Source organism: Burkholderia sp. AcTa6-5 (assembly GCF_017815075.1).
GTDB classification, from domain to species: domain Bacteria; phylum Pseudomonadota; class Gammaproteobacteria; order Burkholderiales; family Burkholderiaceae; genus Burkholderia; species Burkholderia sola.
Map to the genome: position 1 here is coordinate 1 of NZ_JAGIQE010000080.1, position 639 is coordinate 639.

The following is a 639-nucleotide window of genomic DNA, read 5'->3' on the forward strand; positions in this document are numbered from 1 at the left end:
AGGAATTCAATGTGCCGCCCCTCACGCGCTTCTTCATCGGTCGGCTTGTAGACCCTGAAATAGAGGCGGTTCGACGGCGCGTTATCCGTGATCGGGTACATCATCCTGCCCTTGCCCGTATCGGTACGGTCCAGAACCTCGCGCACGTCTATCCAGTCGAGTTGCGTATGCCAGTAGACCATCTCGTAGACGTGCGTGCCAGGAAGGAACTGGGTATTCAAGATCACAAATTCGTCTGCAACTTCGCCTACCCATTTCTCCTTTGCCTTCACCACATGGGTAGATCGCTTTATATCTTCGTCCCGGGGAGCCGCGACATAAGGCTCAATGCCACTGTACTTAGGCGGGGCAGGCTTAATCTCCTTGCCCTCCGAATACAGCCGCATTGCAGGACCATCAGGTGTCGGTTTACCGGTCCACTTAACGTCCCGTTTACTTGGATTGATATAGGAAAGGTAGTACCGTATTTTAATGCTGTCGTCACGTACGATTGCGTCATGGAACCTAATCTGGGTGATTAACGGATTCTTGACCCAGGTTACCCGCTCATTCGGCACGACGTCCGTCTGGTTTCCACTTTGCTTGTCGGTCATAGAACTTTTCGTAGTTTGGTTCGAAGGCGGCGCCGCTTGCTGTTCC

Annotated in this window: 1 pseudogene; it reads right to left on the reverse strand. The window is 52.9% G+C overall.

Annotation, left to right across the window (positions count from 1 at the left end):
- A pseudogene (locus tag J8I33_RS34290) lies at positions 1 to 593 on the reverse strand (hypothetical protein); the annotation flags it as partial.
- Positions 594 to 639: the final 46 nt, after the last annotated feature.